Here is a 17,620-nt window from a genome sequence, read left to right as displayed (position 1 = left end):
CTTTCGCGTCTGGCTTGCTCGTGATCGCTTCGAGAGGCGGTACGTTTGTGCCCGCGTGCCGGGCGCAGAATGCGCCCGCCCAGAGGGAGACAACGACCATGGCCACTCCATACCAAGGCAATGTCACATCGATGACGCAGAGCGGACAAGGTCCCGCATCTGCGCCGGTTATCCGCACCATCGGCCTGTCCGATTTGCATCAAGCGCTGCGTCTCGGCTGGGAAGACTTCAAGGCTGTGCCAAGCCACGCCATCATCCTGTGTCTGATCTATCCCGTGCTCGGCATTGTGCTTGCGCGCACCGTGCACGGTTATTCCGTGCTGCCCCTGCTGTTTCCGCTGGCCGCGGGCTTTGCCCTGCTCGGCCCGTTCGCCGCGATCGGCCTCTACGAGATGAGCCGTCGGCGCGAGGACGGCGGTGAGGCATCCGCATGGGACGCCATGCAGGTATTCCGCTCGCCGTCATTCGGCGCGATGCTCGGGGTCGGAACGTTGCTGTTCGCACTGTTCGTGACCTGGATCGCCACCGCACAGGCGATCTACACCGCGGTATTCGGCTATCAGACCGCAGCCAACATTCCCGATTTTGCCGAGCGCGTGCTGACCACCCCGCAAGGCTGGTGGTTGATCGTGGTCGGCTGCAGCGTCGGCTTCCTGTTCGCGCTCGTCGCGCTGTGCATCAGCGTGGTCGCCTTCCCCATGATGCTGGACCGCCAGGCAACCGCCGGCGAAGCCATGGTGACGTCGATGCGCGCCGTCGCACAGAACCCGGTGCCGATGGCGGCCTGGGGCCTGATCGTCGCGGTGTTGCTGGTGCTCGGCACGATCCCGTTCTTCCTCGGGCTCGCCGTCGTGATCCCGCTGCTCGGTCACGCCACCTGGCATCTCTATCGCGAGGTCATCGTCAAGGATCCGAACGCGCAGCCGGTGATCCCCGAGCCGCGTGAGCGCAAGCCCGCCGCCGACTTCCCGGCCAACCTGTTCCCGTGGCGGCGCAGCGATCGCGGCTAAGCGCCAGTCACCCCGAACGCGTAAACGCCAAAGCAACCGCCGGCCGATTATATTCGGCCGGCGGTTTGTCGTTCCGGATCGTCAAATGGGTGTGAAATTGGCGTGGCATTTGCAGCATTGCCTGAGATAAACGGCTCGATCACGAGCCTTGTTTTAGCCGCTGTTGCCGCGAACATACCCGCCGGGTTTCGCGACCAATCGATGACATCGCAGACTCCGGAGTGAAATTGCCTATGACCTCGCGCTTTTCCTTTCACACGCTCGCCGTCGGGGCGTGGCTGTTGACCTCGACCGCGTCTGCGCTCGCCGCCCAATGCGGCACGGGCACGTTCGAGTCCTGGCTCGACGATTTCAAGAAAGAGGCTGTGACGAAGGGCATTTCGCAGAACGCGATCCAGGCCGGCTTGAGTGGCGTCACGCAGGACAAGGCGATCCTGGCGCGCGACCATTCGCAGCAGGTATTCAGCCAGACCTTCGAGCAATTCTCGGGTCGTATGGTGCCGCCGCGGCTCAATCGTGGCTCCGACATGATGAAGCGCTACGGCTCGGTGCTGTCGCGGATCGAGGAGGCCTACGGCGTGCCGGGCGAAATCCTGGTCGCGATCTGGGGGCTGGAGACCGATTTCGGCGTCAACACCGGCAAGTTTCAGACCATGCGCTCGCTTGCGACGCTGGCCTATGATTGCCGCCGCTCCGACATGTTCAAGGCCGAGTTGATGGATGCGTTGCGCATTGTGGAGCGCGGCGATCTCGCGCCGCAGGAGATGCGCGGCGCCTGGGCCGGCGAGATCGGCCAGACCCAGTTCATGCCGTCGTCCTATATCAAGTTCGCGGTCGACTTCGACGGCAACGGCAAGCGCGACCTCTTGCACAACGTGCCTGACGTGCTGGCCTCGACGGCGAACTTCCTGAAGAGCTACGGCTGGAAGAAGGGCAAAGGCTGGGAGCCCGGCAGCGAGAATTTCGCGGTTATCCAGCAATGGAACAAGAGCGAGGTGTACGCCAAGACGATCGGCTACTTCGCCACCCAGCTCGCCAAGGCTCCGTAGCGCGGTGGAGTTGCGTAGCGGCGAGAAGCCCGCACGTCGGCTCCGCTTCGATCAGAACCGCTCCCGCTCCGGGATGAATCAAAAAGGGCCGATTGCCCCAGGCAATCGGCCCTTATGCCATGATCAAAAGCTTACTTCGCCATGCTCTCTTCGGCGGCCTTGCTGAGGTGCGCGCCGCATGCGCCCCACTTGTTGTTCAGCATCGCGTCCTGGGCGAGCGAGACTTCCTTCTCCGCCGCGAATTTGACCTCATTGTCGGCCATAGCTTCGACGGCAGCTTCCGTCTTGCCGAAATTGGCACCGCTGCAGCCGACGCCCATATGATGGCGATGAGCGGCCTGGGCGGGAGCAGCGACAGCATAAGCAACGGCAGCCATGCTGGCTGCGGCGATGAATGTTTTAATCATGGGATGATCCATCTCTTGTTCTTGGACAGATCCCTGCGTGATTGCGGAATCTGCAGCGCAATTATTCGCTGTTCCCGGCGCCATTCAGAATGAACTTCGCGCGATACGAATGTGATGAGCGCTGCACGCGGATCGCGCATGCGTTGCATAGTATTTCGATTACATGTCGGTAAGGAAGCGGCGCCGCATTAGCTTTGCTGCCAACGTTCACTTCAATCGAAATGCATTTCCGATAATCCTCAGCGCATTCCACGCGACACGCCGGACGCGACGGAGATCCGCACGGCGCGGGAGGACCGAATTACCTCTCGCGTCAATACGACCGATTGACGCTCCACCCATTCATGGACGCTCGCACCAACATATGAACAAAAAATCATTTCAATGCCATCTTGTCGCATGCGAATCACGCATGGAACACATCGATGTGATCCGGTGAGCGAAGGCGCGGAAAAACTTGATTGGGCGGTCTTTAATTACCATATATCCAACCTGATCGAGCTTGCCGCAATTCTATCAACCAATTGATTTCAGGAATATTTTTGCGATACACTGCGTGTCGACGGAACTTTCATTTACAGACCTGCTCGGCAAGTGCCCAACGGTTAACCAGACCTTACCGCCGCCATGCGTTTTGGGTCTAGCTGCATCGCACCATTGGAACTACCGCGCCGCACCATATCATCTATATTCACTTCAACGATGAGGCTTTTGAAAAGCTGAATCTGAATTACTAGGAGACTACCATGTTGCTCTCGCTCATCCGCATGATCCAGGCTTTCCGGGATTATCAGCGCAATGTCAGCGAACTGTCCCAGCTCAGCGATCGCGAACTGGCCGATATCGGCCTCGACCGCTCGGACATTCCGCGCGTTGCCGCCGGTACCTACAACGGCTAATCGGCCGCAAGCCATCTGATGAACGGATAACGCCCGCTTCCACAGCGGGCGTTCTCGTTTCAGAGCCCATCCCGTTCCGACGGCATCGGAACGGGATGGCCTCTGGTCCTAGGTTTGACGCGTTTACTTCACGCGAACCGGTACCCACTTCGCTTGAAAACGCTCTGCTGCAGTTTCAGATGCATATGGAATCAAAACGCGCTAACGCTGCGCGATGACACCGCATCAATCCTCTTCCCAACCCGTGCACATCGTGGGCGCGGGGCTCGCCGGCTCGGAAGCCGCCTGGCAGGTTGCCAATTCCGGCGTCCGTGCCGTCCTGCATGAAATGCGCCCGCACCGAATGACCGAGGCGCATCGGACCGAAGGCTGCGCCGAACTGGTCTGCTCGAATTCCTTCCGCTCCGACGATGCCGCCAACAACGCGGTCGGGCTGCTGCACGCAGAGATGCGGCGGCTGGGCTCCCTCATCATGCGCTCGGCCGATGCCAATCAGGTGCCCGCCGGCGGCGCGCTGGCGGTCGACCGCGACGGCTTTTCCGCTGCCGTCACCAAAGCGCTGAACGAACATCCGCTGATCGAGATCAGCCGCGAGGAAGTCGCGGGCCTGCCGCCGGCCGACTGGAGCAACGTGATCGTCGCCACCGGTCCCCTCACCTCGGCGCCGCTCGCCGACGCCATCAGGCAGCTCACCGACGAGAATGCGCTGGCGTTCTTCGATGCGATCGCACCGATCGTGCACAAGGATTCCATCGACATGTCGGTGGCCTGGTTTCAATCGCGCTATGACAAGGTCGGTCCCGGCGGCACCGGCGCCGATTACATCAACTGCCCGATGACCAAGGAGCAATATAACGGCTTCGTCGCGGCGCTGCTCGACGGCGAGAAGGTCGACTTCAAGGATTGGGAGACCAACACGCCCTATTTCGACGGCTGCCTGCCGGTCGAGGTGATGGCCGAGCGCGGTCAGGAGACGCTGCGCCACGGGCCGATGAAGCCGGTGGGATTGACCAATCCGCACAATCCGACGGTCAAGGCATATGCGATCGTCCAGCTGCGGCAGGACAACAAGCTCGGCACGCTCTACAACATCGTCGGTTTCCAGACCAAGCTGAAGCATGGCGCGCAGCAGCGCGTGTTCCGCACCATCCCGGGCCTTGAGAACGCGGAGTTCGCCCGGCTCGGCGGCCTGCATCGCAACACCTTCCTGAATTCACCGAAGCTGCTCGATAGCCAGCTGCGCCTGCGCGCGCAGCCGCGGCTGCGTTTCGCCGGCCAGATGACGGGCTGCGAGGGCTACGTCGAGTCGGCCAGCGTCGGCCTGATTGCGGGCCTCTGCGCTGCCGCCGACATGCGCGGCACCGCGCTGACGCCACCGCCCGCCACCACCGCGCTCGGCGCGCTGCTCGGCCACATCACCGGTGGTCATATCGAGACGATCGACGCCGGTTCGCGCTCGTTCCAGCCGATGAACATCAATTTCGGTCTGTTCCCGCCGTTGGCCAGCCCTCCGACCAAGAAGCCGGACGGCTCGCGCCTGCGCGGCAACGAGAAGACGGTCGCCAAGAAGCAGGCGATCAGCGCGCGGGCACTCGCCGACCTCGACCACTGGATCGCAGAGCACCTGCGCGTTGCGGCAGCGGCCTGACAGTCATGAGCTTGCCGAAAGATGACGACGCCACCCTGTCGGCGCGATGGAGCCAGGGCGTGCTGCTCAAGCGCGACGTGTTCTCGACCGTCGAGCGCGGCCGCTTCCGGACCGATGACGGCGAGGTCGAAGGCGTGCTGCGCCGGCTCGATCAGGTGCCGTTCTGGTCGTTCGCCGTGGCGCTGCATCTGTTCTCGCGCGAACGCCGCGCGCTGACCCTGGCGCACGATCTCGACGTCGGCCCCAAGCTGTTGTGGGCAGGCAGGCGCGCGCTGGTGCGCGGCTTCATCGACGGCGCGGCGCTGCATCTGGCGAAGCCGCATGGCGACGTCGCCTATTTCCGTTCCGCCAAGGCCGCGTTACGCAAGCTGCATCGTGCCGGCATCTGCCACAACGACCTCGCCAAGGAGCAGAACTGGCTGGTCGGCCGCGACAGCCGCGCCTACCTCACCGACTTTCAGCTTGCTGCCTGCTTCAAGACCCGAAGCCGGCTGTTCCGCATCGCGGCCTATGAGGATCTGCGGCATCTGTTGAAGCACAAGCGCAGCTACGCGCCGGAGGCGTTGACGCCGATGGAGCGCAAGGTGCTCGCGAAGAAGTCCGCGGTCGCCAGCGTCTGGCTCAAGACCGGCAAGAAGGTCTATCAGGCAATCACCCGCGGCATATTCAACTTCACCGACCGCGAGGGCGGCGGCCGGCGGCTGGTCAACGACGCGCCGGTGCTGGTCGATTTGATCCGCAGGAATCCCGACGTGCGCGACACCGCGATCGTCGCCTTTGCCGACCGGCGCGTCGGCGTCGGGCTCTACGCCTTCGTCGAGGCCGACCAGTCCGCGCTGGAAAAGACGCTGCGCAACGAGCTTGCCGCGGCCAAGGGCGTCAAGCCGCCCGAACACATCCAGATCGTGCATGCATTGCCGCGCGATGCGGCCGGCAAGCCACGCACCGAAATCCTGCAGCTCGTCGCCATGAACCAGATCGACCTGATCGAACCGATGATGCGCAGCGACGCCGATCGCGAGTTCCTCAAGGACATCCTCGAGCAACGCAAGAATCTGCGCGATCGCTTCAATTTCGAAGTTGCCGAGATGGATCGGCTGGCGCGCTGAAGCGCGCGCACTCTCGACAAACGCAGCTCGAAGCGCCAATCTTGTGAGGGCTAGCGCGCTCAAGGGACAAGCTTAATGCCACTCACCCGTGGCCGTATCGGGGGATATGATTCCGAACGCCTGGCGTTCGGATTCACCATGATGCACGGCGATCAGGAAATTGAATGTCAGATCAGCGACGCCGCAATGGACGAATTGGCCGGCACGCGCGGAACACCGAGCCTGGCCCGGCAGGCGCAGTTCATTGCGCTGCGCGACGCGATCGAGATGATCGCATCCGACATCTTTGACAGCGGCCCGGTGGTCAAAGGCGCGACGATCCGGATCTTCACCAAGCACATCTCGAAGGAACAGAGCTAAAGCGCGATGAGATTGCGTTGAATCGTCATCGCGCTTTAGATTCTTGTTTTAGCATGATCTTTTCGGAAAACCGCTTCGCACTTTTCCGGATCATGCTCTAGCGACCGAACTCTTCGGTGCGCGCAGCTCGCCACAACGTCCAGAGCGTGCGCAGGCGCGACGCCGGCTTCGGCAGGAACGGATCGTAGTCGGCCCTCCTTGCCCGGTTCAGCTCGCGCCTGATGTGAGCAAGCGGCAGGAAGATCGGCCTCACGCCGGATGGCACATCCGCAAGCAGCCCGAATGCGGTCTTGAGATGGCCCTGGGCCTCGTCCGCAAGCTGATCGATCGCAGCACCGATGTTCGGCGTGGGCTTGCCGGCAAACACCTCCTCCTTGCTGCTGCCGTGCTGCTGCAGCAGCTGGACCGGCAGAAACAGCTGCTGCCGCGAGGCATCGCGGCCCAGCGCCGCGATGACCTGCGCCATGCCTTGCGCGAGGCCGGCATGACGGGCCAGGTGATCGATCGCCTCCGATGGCCGCGCCACCACGCGCGTGGCTTGCGCGAACAGCGCCGATGCCGTGGCGTCGAGGTAGCCCTCGAGCGCGGCCAGCGACGGCATCGGGTCGTTGTAGAGATCGAACTGATGCTCCTCGACCAGGAGCGAGAACGGCGAGACCGGCAGGCGGTGATTGCGGATCGCATACAGCAGCTCAGCTGCGACCGGATTGCCCTCGACGCCGCCGTGTCCGGTCCCGGCCAGCATGTCGGTCCACCATTGCAGCCGCATCTCGCCGGGCAGCGGCTGGCTGACCTGCTCGTGCACGCGCGAGACTTCGATGTTGAAGGCGTAGATCGCGAGCAGCGCCCGGCGCTCCGGACCCGGCATGAACAAGGTCGACGCGTAGCGCACGAAGTCATGGGTTCGCACCAGATCGGCGCAGAATGCCGCGCCGTCGGTCGGCGCCTCCGTCGTGCTCATGGCACCGCGATCAGCGCCGCCGCGACGCGACGCCGCTCGCCCAGCATGATGTTGTAGGTGCGGATCGCGGGGCCCGTCTGCATCGGGTCGAGCACCACCCGCACCGCGCGCAGGGCTTCGCGCAGGCCCTTCGGCGGCACCCAGACCTCGGTGCCGGTGCCGACGATCAGCGTGTCGATCGCATTGGCGGCCGCGAATACCTTCTGCAGCGCGTATTCGTCGATCTCCTGCGGCCTGGTCACCGCCCAGGCCCAGATCGCATCGGGCAGGCACAGCAGCGAGCCGCGGTGCGACATATCGGCAAACGCGAAGCCGCCCTTGCCGTAGGCCTCGATCGGCGCCGACCTCGGAAGATGGGGAGCGTCCGAGGAGTTGCTCATGACCGGCTACTTCTTGGCTGCCGCGTTCGGCTTCTTCTCCGATTCATCGTCGGCGGCGTCGCGCCGCGTGGTGCCGACGCCGAGATAGATCAGGATCGGTGCCGCGATGAAGATCGAGGTATAGGTGCCGACCAGCACCACGCCGAACATCATGACGGCGGTGAAGCTGTGAATCGCCTGGCCGCCAAACAGCAGCAGCGCGAGCAGTGCCAGCGTCACGGTGACGTGGGTGATGATCGAGCGCGACAGCGTCGAGTTGATCGATTCATTCAGCAGCTGCGGCATCGGCATCTTCTTGTAGCGCCGCAGCATCTCGCGGATACGGTCGTAGATGACGACGGTGTCGTTGAGCGAGTAGCCGAGAATCGTCAGCAGCGCCGCGATGCTGGTGAGATCGAAGTCGACCTGGGTGATCGACATGAAGCCGATCGTCAGCACGATGTCGTGGACGTTGGCGATCATGGCGCCGAGCGCGAATTGCCACTCGAACCGGAACCAGAGATAGATCAGGATGCCGACGATCGCGAGCATCAGGCCGAGCATGCCGTAGGCGAGCAATTCGCCGGAGACACGCGGTCCCACCACTTCGACGCGGCGGTAGTCGACGGAATCGCCGAGCGCGCCGCGAACCTTCGTCACCGCGTCCTGTTGTGCCTGATCGCCGCCGGGTTGCTCGGCGACGCGGATCAGGACTTCGGCCGGACCTCCGAACTGCTGCAACTGCACCTCGCCGAGGCCCAGGCCGTTCAAGGTCGTGCGCATCGCGGCAATGTCGGCGGTGCCGGACTTGGCCCGGACCTCCAGCAATGTACCGCCCTTGAAGTCGATGCCGAAATTCAGGCCGTGGGTGAAGAACAGCGTGATCGCAACGATCGAGAGCAGCGCCGAGATCGGGAAGCTGATGCGGCGAAAGCGCGTGAAGTCGAAATGCGTGTCGTCGGGCACGATGCGCAGCGCCGGCATCAGCCCGAGCGCCGCGACCACGGTGAGCACGGCGATCAGGATGCCAAGGCCAATCAGAACGGTATGAGTCACAATAGGCCTCTCAGATCGGCACGGTTTGCGGCCGCTTCCACCGCACCCATGCCGCGACGATCAGGCGCGTCAAGGTAAAGGCGGTGAACACCGTGGTGATGATGCCGATGCCGAGCGTCACGGCAAAGCCGCGCACCGGTCCGGTGCCGATGTAGAACAGCACGGCGGCGGCGATGAAGGTGGTGATGTTGGAATCGAGGATGGTTGCCAGCGCCCGCTTGAAGCCGGCGTCGATCGCCGAGATCGCGTTGCGGCCGCCGCGCAATTCCTCGCGGATGCGCTCGTAGATCAGCACGTTGGAGTCGACCGCGATGCCCACCGTCAGCACGATGCCGGCGATGCCGGGCAAGGTCAGCGTGGCGTTCAGCAGCGACAGCAGCCCGAAGATCATGGCGACGTTGATGGCCACCGCGATGTTGGCGAACACCCCGAACAGCCGGTAAGTGATCAGCATGAACACGATGACCAGGATCGAGCCGACATAGGCCGCAAGCTCGCCCTTTTCGATCGAGTCCTGACCGAGGCCGGGACCGACGGTGCGCTCCTCGACCACGGTCAGCGGCGCCGGCAGCGCGCCGGCGCGCATCAAGATCGCCAGATCGTTGGCCGACTGCACCGTGAAGCTGCCGGAGATCTGGCCCTGTCCGCCGGTGATCGGCTCGCGAATCACGGGTGCCGAGATCACCTTGTTGTCGAGCACGATCGCAAACGGCTGGCCGACATTGTCGGCGGTCGCCTGAGCGAACTTGCGGGCGCCCGACGTATTGAACTTGAAGCTGACGATTGCTTCGCCGGTGCGCTGGTCGAAGCCGGGCTGGGCGTCGGAGAGTTCACTTCCGGAAACCAGCACCTGCTTCTTCACAATGTACGGAACCGGTGGCGGCGACGCGCTCACGAGCCGCTCCGAATCCGCCGGCACCGTGGCCTGATCGGGCGACGCCGTGGTGTCGACCATGCGGAATTCCATCTTCGCGGTCTTGCCGAGCAGCTCCTTCAGATGGGTCGGGTCCTGCAGGCCCGGCACCTGCACCAGGATGCGGTCGGTGCCCTGACGCTGGATCAACGGCTCGACGGTGCCGAGCTCGTTGACGCGGCGCTCGACGATCTGGATCGACTGCTCGATGGTCTTGCGCATCCGCTCGATCATCGCGGGCTGCGACACGGTCAGGCGGATCAAGCCGCCGCCCGCGTCCGTCACATCAACATCGCGCTGGCCGCCGGAGCCGAGCAAGCCGCCGATCGGCTGCGCGATCTCGCGAAGTTTCGCCAGCGCCGCCGGAACATCGGCTTCCTTCGCGATCCGGGCCTCGACGGCGTCGTTGCGGATCGTGATGCCTCCGGTGAAGCCGATCCGGGCGTCACGCAGCGCCTTCCTTGTATCGTCGCGAACCTGTTCGAGCTTTTCCTTCTTCACATAATTGGCGTCGACCTCGAGCAGCAGATACGAGCCGCCCTGCAAATCGAGGCCGAGGACGAGGCGCCGCTGCGCCCAGGCCGGCCAGGTCTTGACCTGCGCCTCGGGGAAGAAATTGGGCACGGCGCACAGGCAGACCACCAGCGCTGTCAGGATAATCCCCAGCGCTCGCCACCGCGTGAAATACAACATCGAATTGACCTGTCAGATTCGGCAAAGGGCTCCGCGGCAATCAGCTCGCGGACGCCTCGTCCTTGGCATCGCCCTTCGCCGGCTCGCCCTTGGTCCGCACGCCCGAAATCATTTGGCGCATCTGCCGCACGCGAACGCCGTCCGAAATCTCGAACTCGATCTGGTCGTCGTCGACCACCTTGGTCACCTTGCCGACGAGGCCGCCGGTGGTCACCACCGTGTCGCCGCGGCGGATGTTCTTCACGAGGTCGGCATGATCGCGCACCTTCCGCTGCTGCGGGCGCAGAATCAGGAAGTACATGATGACGAAGATCAGCGCGAATGGCAGCAGCGACATCAACATGCTGTTGGTATCAGTGCCAGCTCCAGCCTGAGCAAACGCAGGAGTAATCAGCATTCGGACGATCCTCGGATAAGACGGGAAAGGACCGGCAGTGCCCTCGGGTTCGGGGCGGTATGGCGGTCCGGACAAATTCGCGCGGACTATAGCGGCCGCGGTCCCAATTGCAACGTTAACGGACCTTCATTTAGGGCGCTTGCGGGACCGCCGCCAGCCCGATAAGGCTGCGCCGTCAGGAACTGGACAAATGCCGAAAAAAGCCAAGAAAACTACCAGTAAAACAGCCCGCAAAACCGTCCCTCAAGCTGCCGCCAAGCGTACCGCAAACGCCGCGACAAAACGCCCGGTAATGCCGCTCGACGGCGCCACTGCCGAGCGGATCGCGAACGCCCTGGAGACCATTGCGAGCCGCCTTGCGGCCGCCTCCCCGGCCCCCGATCCGGCCGAGTCGTTCGGTGCCGCGGACGCCTTTGTCTGGCATCCGGACGGACGGCTCGCCCCGGTGCCGCGCGTCAGCCGCGTCGAGATAGGCCTGCTCAAGGGCGTCGACCGGATGCGCGATATCCTGATGGAGAATACCGAGCGCTTCGCCAACGGACTGCCCGCCAACAATGCGCTGCTGTGGGGCGCCCGCGGCATGGGCAAGTCGTCGCTGGTCAAGGCGACGCATGCCAGCCTCAATGTCGATCGCAAGCCGGCTGACCGGCTGAAGCTGATCGAGATCCACCGCGAGGACATCGAGAGCCTGCCCGGCCTGATGGAGCTGCTGCGCAGCTCCTCGTTCCGCTTCATCGTGTTCTGCGACGACCTCTCCTTCGACGGCAACGACGCCTCGTACAAATCGCTCAAGGCGGTGCTGGAAGGCGGTATCGAGGGACGCCCCGAGAACGTCATCCTCTATGCGACCTCGAACCGGCGGCATCTCTTGGCGCGCGAGATGATCGAGAACGAGCGCTCGACCGCGATCAATCCCGGCGAAGCGGTCGAGGAGAAGGTGTCGCTGTCGGACCGCTTCGGTCTCTGGCTCGGATTCCACCGCTGCAGCCAGGACGAGTACCTCGCGATGGTGAAGGGCTATTGCGACCATTTCGGCATCAAGATCGCCGAGGACGAACTCGAGCGCGAGGCGCTCGAATGGTCGACCACCCGCGGCTCGCGCTCCGGCCGCGTCGCCTGGCAGTACACGCAGGAACTCGCCGGCCGGCTCGGCGTGCGGCTGAGCGGGGCATAGCACGAGCCGCACGACCGGCAAGTCGCAGGCCTTCTGAATTCGGTGCGGCATGGGTACACTCGACTTATGCCGGCCGAACCCAGCACGACTGCGAGACAATGTGGCGAGTGCACCGCTTGCTGCGATGGCTGGCTGAAAATCCGGATACGTGGCCACGACGTCCATCCAGGGCAGCCGTGCCCGTTCAGCAGCGCGGGCAAATGCACGATCTACGACGAGCGTCCGGTCGATCCGTGCCGGAGATTCGTCTGCGGCTGGCTTACGCCGACAAGCCCGCTGCCCGACTGGATGCGCCCGGATAGATCCGATGTCATCTTTCTTCCGGCAAGCTTTGTCTGGCGCACAATTCCGGTCGACGTTGCGGTTGCCATCGGCGCTCGTCCGAAGGCCAAGGCGCGCGCGTGGCTGGAAGCCTTTAGCCGCGACGCGCGCCGTCCGCTGCTGCTGCAATCGGACGGGGACTGGCACGCGTTTGGACCGCCGCAATTCCTGAGCGACATGGTCGAGCGTCTCTCAGACGAGCGAGACCCCTGGCAGCCAGTCTAGGTCTCCGGCCAGGCGCGAGTTCGCTTCGAACTCGGCAGAAACTGGCATCCATTATTCCAAACCCAACTTGCGTTTCTGCACTGCAATATTTTATATCAGCATTGCTGTCCTAATTTTGAGATTTGATTTTTGATCTGATATTCAATCACATGCATGTAAGTTAAATCTTATTCCAAAATTTAAGATGCGACAAATTGATGCAGCGCAATAGTATCATAGTACCATTTAAGTCACATCGGGTGTTTATCTGCCTTAGCTCGCCCGCATCAATGTATCTGGTGTGTGGTATACATTAACGTTCCTCCACTTTGTGACCCTCAGCACACCGCTGAGGCGCTCTGACAAAGGGGGGATTAGATGAAGAAGGGACTTCTTGCCGGAACCGCGCTCGCGGCGATCGGCCTGGCGCTCACGCAACAGCCGGTGCAGGCAGCAACGCTCGACGACGTGATGGCGCGTCTGGATGCGCTCGAACGAAACAATGCGAAGCTCGCGAAGGAGAATGCACAGCTCCGGGATCGCGTGAACAACATCACAAGCCGCAGCGCCGCGCCCCCTCCGGCAACCACAACGCCAAAGGGCAACCCGGTGCAGCATGCCGGCGTCGCGCCATCCCCGAAGCCGCCGGCTCCCGAACATGCCGTCGTCAGCATCGGAGGCGCGCCGCTCTACAGCAAGGCGCCGGGTGGCAACGCCTTCGTCGACAACACCACCGTCACCCTTTACGGCCACGTGGATCTATCCGGCGACGTCTTCAACGCCGGCGTGTTCGATCAGGGCACCAAGTTCGGTGTGGCAAGCAACCTCACCTTTTTCGGTGTCCACGCGCGTCACGATCTCGCGCCGTATGGCTTCGCCGGGTGGGCTGCCGTCGCCCAGTTTGAATCCCTCGTCGAGGTCGCCGCGGTTCCGACCGAGCGTGCCGCGCTCGGAACGCGCGACAGCTTCATCGGGATGGCAACGCCGTGGGGCACGATCAAGGCTGGCAAATCGGATACGCCCTACAAGAAAGCCACATCGAAGTTCGATCCGTTCTCGGCGACGCTCGGCGACTACAACTCGATCATGGGCAATACCGGCGGCGACCTGCGCGCGGAGTTCGATTGGCGTGCGGCCCATGCGCTCTGGTACGAATCGCCGGTCTGGAACGGCTTCCAGACCACGCTGATGATCTCGCCCGGGCAGAACACCGCAAAGGACAACAGCGATTTCGCACTCGGCGACTTCAACTGCCCCGCCACGTCCGCGCGCGGCAGCGGCAGCGGCTTCCCGCTGACGGCGGCGCCCGAAGGCTGCACCGACGGCTCCTATGGCAACCTGTACAGCGCCTCGCTGACCTACAATCAGGGGCCGTTCACAGCCGTCGCCGCCTACGAGATGCATGAGGGCACCAACCGCACCGGCGATGAAGCCGTCACGCCGTTGAGCAACGGCGGCGTGCTGATCGTTCCGCCGGGATCCGTCGGCATCGCCAACGAATGGGCCGCGAAGATCGGCGCCGGGTATCGCCTCGACGACGGCATCGGCAAGCTGCAGCTCTACGGCATCTACGAGGTGATGCGGCGCGAGAACACCGTGGCCGACTTCAACGAGCGGTCGCGCGACGGCTACTTCTTCAGCGCCACCCAGAGCGTCGGCGCCTGGGACGTCAGCGCGTCATGGGCCCACGCCAACGCCTCACCCGGCTCGCCCGGCACCGGCGTCTTCAACAACTACACCGTCACTCCGGCACCGGGATCGGCCGACTTTGCGCTCAACACGCTCGACAGCAGCGCCGACCAGTATGCAGCGGGCATCAAGTACCACTTCAGCCCGTTTGCGACCTGGTACCTTGTCGGCAGTTACCTGCGCAACGGCCCCGGCGCGCATTACTGCCTCGGCGTGAGCGGTCATGGGTATGGCATATGCGGCCGCGACGCCAACAACAACGTGGTCGCAGGCAACAAGGCGAGCGCCGTGACGACAGGCATGACCTTCGACTTCTAGATCAAACAAAACGGGGGAGGCTTGCGCCTCCCCCGTTGTCTTTGTTGTGAGACTTGGAAGTCCCGGCGCGCAGCTTACGCGCCGTTGAGGAACTGGAGCGGATCGACCGGAGACGATCCCTTGCGAATTTCGAAGTGGAGCTGCGGCGAGCCCGCCTCGCCCGACTGGCCCGACTTGGCGATCACCTGGCCGCGCTTGATGGTATCGCCGCGCTTCACCAGGATTTCGCTCGTGTGGGCGTAGGCGGTGACATAGCCGTTGGAATGGCGAACCAGCACGAGATTGCCGTAGCCCTTCAGCTCATTGCCCGAATAGGCGACGACGCCGTCCTCGGCCGCCTTCACCGGCGTGCCTTCGGGCACCGCGACGTTGATGCCGTCATTGACCTTGCCGTTGGTCTTCGAGCCGTAGGCGGTGATGACCTTGCCGCGCACCGGCCAGCGGAACGTCGGCAACGCGCCGGTGGCTTCGCTCGACTTGGTGACAACGGGCGCTTCTGCGGCGGCCGCCGGCTGTTCGACGGTCGCGGTCGGCTGAACCAGCCGCGCGCTCTGCTGCGGCAGCGCCGTCGCGACGACCTTCGGGGCCGCCATGGCCGGTGCCGGGGCAACCGCAACCGGTGCGGCAGCAACGCCTTGCGCAACCGGCGCCGGAGCCGCCATCGCGGTCTTGGCGCCGGGCACCACCAGCTTCATGCCAAGGCTCAGCCGGGCCGACTGATCGAGATTGTTGGCGCGGGCAAGCTCAGCCACGGGAATGTGGTGCTGGCGCGCGATGCTGTGCAGCGTGTCGCCGCGATTGACATAGTGGACGCCGGCAGGCGCCGCTGCCACGGCAACGGGCCGGGTGGCCGGCGCAGCCATCGCCGGTGCTGCGGCGGCCGCCATCGGGCGCGGAATGACCAGCTGCTGGCCGGGCGACAGCGCGCGCGGTCCCTTGTAGCCATTGGCCCGCAGGATCTCGGCAGTCGAGACGTTGTAGCGGCGCGCCAGCAATTCGAGCGTATCGCTGGTGCCGACGATGATGGTGGTGCCGCTGTGTCCGGCGTGCGCAGCCGCGACCGATTGCGGAACGGTGCCGGTGGCCTCGATCTGCGGGCGCGCCGGCGGCGGCGTGTAGGACGAAAGCCCGCGTCCTCCTCCGGAAACGCCAGCATTGGCGACCGGGTAGGACTGTGGCGCCGCAACCGGCGGCGGCAACGGCTGTGACTGGTACTGTGAATATTGCGGTTGCGTTCTTGGCCGCGCGTATTGCGGCAGCTCGCGCGGCGGCGCTGCCTGCACGGTGCCGGTCGGCTGCGGATCAAACGCAAACGGATTTTGTGAGTAGGAGTTTTGCGAGAAGCGCGACGACATGTCGGCGCTGCAACCGGCAAAAGCCATGGACATCAGCGTCAGCACCGCAACCTGCGGTACGCGACGCGAGCGAAGCAACTCGACAACCCCAGACATGGTTACTCACTCGTACGCAACAAAAGACTGTTTTGAGTAAACACCTCGCGAGTAAATAACCGCTTAACCCTGCGAATAAGGCGTTGGCGCCAAGCGGCAAATCGCCAAATTACAATTCGCGGGCGATTCCCGGCAGCGCCGGCACAAAGCGGACGTCGACCAATTCCTTGCGGTCGAAACCGCTCTGCGTCCGCACCACGCGGACCAGGGTCTGGGTACCCTGATGCGGTCCGACCGGGGCGATCAGGACGCCGCCGGGATTGAGCCGCTCTAATAGCTTCTCCGGGATCTGCTCCATCGCCGCGGTGACGATGATACGGTCGAAATCGCCGGCCCCGGCCGGAACGTCGAAGCCGTCGCCGAGCAGCACCTCGATGTTGTAATAGCCCAGCTTTTCGAGGCGCTTGCGGGCACTGTCGGCCAGCGTCCGATAGCGCTCGATGGTCAGAACCTGCTTGCACAGCCGGGACAGCACGGCCGCCTGATAGCCCGAGCCGGTGCCGATCTCGAGCACGCGGTGGTCCTTCTGCAGCTGCAGCTGCTCGGTCATGTAGGCGACGACGAAAGGCTGGCTGATGGTCTGCCCGCAGGCGATCCCGAGCGCACTGTCGCGGTAGGCTTCGTTGCGATCGCGCGTATCGACGAACACCTCGCGCGGCACCTCCTCCATGGTGCGCAATACCGCCTGATCGCTCACCCCTCGCCGCCGCAGGGTGAGCTGAAACATCATCTTCTCGGTCGGATCGGGCTTCACGGCCATGTTCATCAGCGTCTCTAGGCGGCAGCGCGGAATCTTGCCCTGGCTTGATGCCATTGAAATCCGAAATACCGCGTTAAGGAAAAATTTCCCGTCACCATTTGTTCCCGGTCAGGAACCAGCAGTCCGATTTCGTGTTGGCGCCAACACGGTAGCTTCCCATATAATCGACCGAGATGCGCGGTTAACGCCCAGGCGCGGGGGCTCTGGTTGTACGGTTTGCACCCGGTCGGAGACTGGACGAATCCTGCGCAACAAGTCAGTCAGAACGATCCGGCGGCGCAGCGTCGCGCGCTGGAAACCGGCTAATTCCCAAACGTTTGCATTGCGCCTTGTAGTGTTATTTGCGAGCCTATTTCAGGGACGGGCAAGGATTCCATCATGACAGCGACACGGCCGGCGGGCTGTTCAGTTTTCCTCGTGGAGGACGAGGTCATGATCCGGATGATGGTCGCCGACATGCTCGAAGAGCTCGGCCATAGCGTCGCGGCCGAGGCCGGCGAGATCGGCGAAGCGGTCAAGCTCGCGCAATCGACCGAATTCGACCTCGCGATCCTGGACGTCAACGTCAACGGCAAGGTGATCACCCCGGTCGCCGAGCTGATCAACGCCCGCAACCGCCCCTTCATCTTCGCGACCGGTTATGGCTCGTCCGGCCTGCCACCGGAGTATCGTGATCGTCCGGCGCTGCAAAAGCCCTTCCAGCTGGAAACGCTGGCGCAGGTGATCTCGAGCGCAATGCGGAGCGCGCCGGTTTAAACCTCACCCGCATTCGTAGCCCGGACGCAGCGAAGCGCAATCCGGGACCGCCCTCTATGCGCTAAAGATTTCCCCGGATTTCGCTG

General features: G+C 63.6%; 17 protein-coding genes. 9 read left to right on the top strand and 8 right to left on the bottom strand.

The window, feature by feature from the left end:
• Positions 1–98 precede the first annotated feature (98 nt).
• On the top strand, positions 99–1,010 hold the full coding sequence (locus AAFG13_RS03965; protein WP_212319623.1) for a DUF2189 domain-containing protein: 912 nt from the start codon (positions 99–101) through the stop codon (positions 1,008–1,010).
• Positions 1,011–1,243: 233 nt separating this feature from the next.
• Positions 1,244–2,059, top strand: coding sequence for a lytic murein transglycosylase (locus AAFG13_RS03960; protein WP_212319621.1), 816 nt, complete (start codon positions 1,244–1,246; stop codon positions 2,057–2,059).
• 131 nt (positions 2,060–2,190) lie between these two features.
• On the opposite strand, the gene AAFG13_RS03955 is transcribed toward AAFG13_RS03960, so the two are convergent.
• Positions 2,191–2,478, bottom strand: a complete 288-nt coding sequence (locus tag AAFG13_RS03955) for a hypothetical protein (protein WP_092114028.1) — start codon at positions 2,476–2,478, stop codon at positions 2,191–2,193.
• Positions 2,479–3,212: 734 nt separating this feature from the next.
• On the opposite strand from AAFG13_RS03955, the gene AAFG13_RS03950 reads away from it, so the two are divergent.
• The 4 genes from AAFG13_RS03950 to AAFG13_RS03935 all read left to right on the top strand — a co-directional run bounded on the left by AAFG13_RS03950 (position 3,213) and on the right by AAFG13_RS03935 (position 6,482).
• Positions 3,213–3,365: a DUF1127 domain-containing protein gene (locus AAFG13_RS03950; RefSeq protein ID WP_016846063.1), complete on the top strand. Its 153-nt coding sequence runs from the start codon at positions 3,213–3,215 to the stop codon at positions 3,363–3,365.
• 214 nt (positions 3,366–3,579) lie between these two features.
• Complete coding sequence (trmFO, locus tag AAFG13_RS03945) at positions 3,580–5,013, top strand: methylenetetrahydrofolate--tRNA-(uracil(54)-C(5))-methyltransferase (FADH(2)-oxidizing) TrmFO (RefSeq protein ID WP_342711183.1); 1,434 nt, start codon at positions 3,580–3,582, stop codon at positions 5,011–5,013.
• Positions 5,014–5,018: 5 nt separating this feature from the next.
• On the top strand, positions 5,019–6,122 hold the full coding sequence (locus tag AAFG13_RS03940; protein WP_342711182.1) for a serine/threonine protein kinase: 1,104 nt from the start codon (positions 5,019–5,021) through the stop codon (positions 6,120–6,122).
• A gap of 75 nt (positions 6,123–6,197) precedes the next feature.
• Positions 6,198–6,482 (top strand): DUF1488 family protein, encoded by a 285-nt coding sequence (locus AAFG13_RS03935; RefSeq protein ID WP_212319615.1) that lies wholly within the window; start codon positions 6,198–6,200, stop codon positions 6,480–6,482.
• Between the two features lie 97 nt (positions 6,483–6,579).
• Here AAFG13_RS03935 and AAFG13_RS03930 read toward each other — a convergent pair whose 3' ends face one another.
• From AAFG13_RS03930 to yajC, 5 genes are read right to left on the bottom strand one after another with little or no spacing between them, the layout of a single operon-like run.
• Positions 6,580–7,443, bottom strand: a complete 864-nt coding sequence (locus AAFG13_RS03930) for a phytoene/squalene synthase family protein (RefSeq protein ID WP_212319613.1) — start codon at positions 7,441–7,443, stop codon at positions 6,580–6,582.
• Positions 7,440–7,823: an MTH938/NDUFAF3 family protein gene (locus AAFG13_RS03925; RefSeq protein WP_092114014.1), complete on the bottom strand. Its 384-nt coding sequence runs from the start codon at positions 7,821–7,823 to the stop codon at positions 7,440–7,442. The genes AAFG13_RS03930 and AAFG13_RS03925 overlap by 4 nt, the downstream gene beginning before the upstream one ends.
• Before the next feature lie 6 nt (positions 7,824–7,829).
• Positions 7,830–8,858 carry a protein translocase subunit SecF gene (gene secF / locus AAFG13_RS03920; RefSeq protein ID WP_212319609.1) on the bottom strand — a complete coding sequence of 343 codons (1,029 nt, stop codon included), beginning with the start codon at positions 8,856–8,858 and terminating at the stop codon, positions 7,830–7,832.
• Positions 8,859–8,868: 10 nt separating this feature from the next.
• Positions 8,869–10,464 carry a protein translocase subunit SecD gene (gene secD, locus AAFG13_RS03915; RefSeq protein WP_092114010.1) on the bottom strand — a complete coding sequence of 532 codons (1,596 nt, stop codon included), beginning with the start codon at positions 10,462–10,464 and terminating at the stop codon, positions 8,869–8,871.
• A 40-nt stretch (positions 10,465–10,504) separates the two neighbouring features.
• Positions 10,505–10,861: a preprotein translocase subunit YajC gene (gene yajC, locus AAFG13_RS03910; protein ID WP_212319607.1), complete on the bottom strand. Its 357-nt coding sequence runs from the start codon at positions 10,859–10,861 to the stop codon at positions 10,505–10,507.
• A gap of 190 nt (positions 10,862–11,051) precedes the next feature.
• Between yajC and AAFG13_RS03905 the strand changes: the two genes are divergently transcribed.
• Both AAFG13_RS03905 and AAFG13_RS03900 read left to right on the top strand, forming a co-directional pair.
• Positions 11,052–12,035, top strand: a complete 984-nt coding sequence (locus AAFG13_RS03905; RefSeq protein ID WP_342711181.1) for an ATP-binding protein — start codon at positions 11,052–11,054, stop codon at positions 12,033–12,035.
• Positions 12,036–12,938: 903 nt separating this feature from the next.
• The gene (locus AAFG13_RS03900) at positions 12,939–14,567 is read left to right on the top strand and encodes a porin (protein ID WP_342711180.1); all 1,629 of its coding nucleotides are present in this window, start codon (positions 12,939–12,941) and stop codon (positions 14,565–14,567) included.
• A 74-nt stretch (positions 14,568–14,641) separates the two neighbouring features.
• Here AAFG13_RS03900 and AAFG13_RS03895 read toward each other — a convergent pair whose 3' ends face one another.
• Together AAFG13_RS03895 and AAFG13_RS03890 are read right to left on the bottom strand one after the other, a co-directional pair.
• Positions 14,642–16,018: a LysM peptidoglycan-binding domain-containing M23 family metallopeptidase gene (locus AAFG13_RS03895; protein ID WP_212319599.1), complete on the bottom strand. Its 1,377-nt coding sequence runs from the start codon at positions 16,016–16,018 to the stop codon at positions 14,642–14,644.
• 109 nt (positions 16,019–16,127) lie between these two features.
• Positions 16,128–16,784 carry a protein-L-isoaspartate(D-aspartate) O-methyltransferase gene (locus AAFG13_RS03890; RefSeq protein ID WP_342711179.1) on the bottom strand — a complete coding sequence of 219 codons (657 nt, stop codon included), beginning with the start codon at positions 16,782–16,784 and terminating at the stop codon, positions 16,128–16,130.
• A gap of 372 nt (positions 16,785–17,156) precedes the next feature.
• On the opposite strand from AAFG13_RS03890, the gene AAFG13_RS03885 reads away from it, so the two are divergent.
• Complete coding sequence (locus AAFG13_RS03885; RefSeq protein WP_083991871.1) at positions 17,157–17,534, top strand: response regulator; 378 nt, start codon at positions 17,157–17,159, stop codon at positions 17,532–17,534.
• The last annotated feature ends 86 nt before the right edge of the window (positions 17,535–17,620 follow it).

Source organism: Bradyrhizobium sp. B124, from assembly GCF_038967635.1.
GTDB lineage: Bacteria > Pseudomonadota > Alphaproteobacteria > Rhizobiales > Xanthobacteraceae > Bradyrhizobium.
The sequence above is the reverse complement of the archived record's forward strand: the minus strand, read 5'-3'. Positions and strand labels throughout refer to the sequence as shown.